Source organism: Bacteroides sp. FSHCM14E1 (genome assembly GCF_019633785.1).
Lineage (GTDB): Bacteria > Bacteroidota > Bacteroidia > Bacteroidales > Bacteroidaceae > Bacteroides > Bacteroides hominis.
Genome location: NZ_JADKYL010000029.1, coordinates 1 through 1,321, shown reverse-complemented (window position 1 = coordinate 1,321; position 1,321 = coordinate 1). Strand labels below are relative to the sequence as shown.

The 1,321-nt window shown below is 36.7% G+C and carries 1 protein-coding gene; it reads left to right on the top strand.

Features of this window, described 5'->3' with window-relative positions; translation table 11 throughout:
• Nucleotides 1-160 precede the first annotated feature (160 nt).
• Nucleotides 161-1,282 (top strand): ISAs1-like element ISBf9 family transposase, encoded by a 1,122-nt coding sequence (locus ISX59_RS21035; RefSeq protein WP_032543680.1) that lies wholly within the window; start codon nt 161-163, stop codon nt 1,280-1,282.
• Nucleotides 1,283-1,321: the final 39 nt, after the last annotated feature.

The following is a 1,321-nucleotide window of genomic DNA, read 5'->3' as shown; positions in this document are numbered from 1 at the left end:
CAGGGCGGACGCTCAATAAGTATAACATCTTATTAGGGTTGTATTATTTCCTAAATATGTAGTCCCTTCCCTGTATTTTTCAATATTTCCTGCTCCTTTTGTCTGTGTGTAATATAATTCATTACATTTGTTTTTTACTATATTAAATCCATATCGCAATATGACCATTCAAGCATTTTCAGCTATTATTCCTGATGTAAGAGATGATAAGAATAAAATATATCAGTCTAACGAAATAGTGTTCATCGCCCTAGTCGCTGTTATCTGCGGTGCTGATACGTGGAACGAAATAGAAACATTCGGAAAAACACATGAATCATATTTCAAGGCTCGTCTTCCGGGTTTGGTTTCTATTCCTTCTCATGATACCTTGAGCCGTTTCTTCTCCATATTGGATATCGATTGGTTTGAAGAATGTTTCAGGTTGTGGGTTGATGACATCTGCCGTAGAATTCCCGGAGTGGTAGCTATTGATGGAAAAGCCATTTGTGATAATCCCGATAAAAGTAGTAACTCAAAAAATGGAGTGAGAAGTAAACTCTACATGGTCAGTGCCTGGTCTGTATCTAACGGTATTTGCCTTGGGCAAAGAAAAGTAGAAGAAAAATCGAATGAAATAAAAGCTATCCCCGAGCTGATAAAGACACTGGATCTTGAGAATTGTATCATAACCATTGATGCTATCGGCTGTCAGAAATCAATCACTAAACTAATAATAGAGAACAAGGCTGACTATATTTTATGTGCCAAAGATAATCACGAAGCACTCAGGAATATAATAGAGTTTAATCTTAGTGAGGAATCGAGATACTATTTATGTCACGCAAAAAGGTACTTTGAGGAAAACAAAGGGCATGGAAGAAGTGAATACAGAGAATGTGTATGCATAAGCGCTAAAAATCTTCAGTATTTTCTCAAAGGCTGGACGGGAATCAAGACATTGGCAATGATAAATTCTATTAGAAAAATGGGGGATAAAGAGGCTGTCATGGAAACAAGGTATTATATATCATCATTGGAACCTGACCCGATTATCATACTCAAATCGATTAGATCACACTGGGAGGTTGAAAATAACCTACATTGGGTACTTGATATAGGATTCAGAGAAGATGATGACAGGAAAATAGGAAATGCAGCTATCAACTTTTCTGCCATATCAAAGTTAGCACTCATGCTATTGAAACAGAGTGACATCAAACTGGGAATGGCAGGAAAGAGGAAAGCATGTGGATGGGATGAGAAAATAAGAGATAAAGTCATTGGTATTGAAAAAATATAGAAAATGATAAGATGTTATACTTATTGAGCGTCCGCCCTG

Excerpts from the sequence above, each read along its gene's own strand:
- ISX59_RS21035 (WP_032543680.1), top strand. The coding sequence starts at position 161 with ATGACCATTCAAGCATTTTCAGCTATTATTCCTGATGTAAGAGATGAT.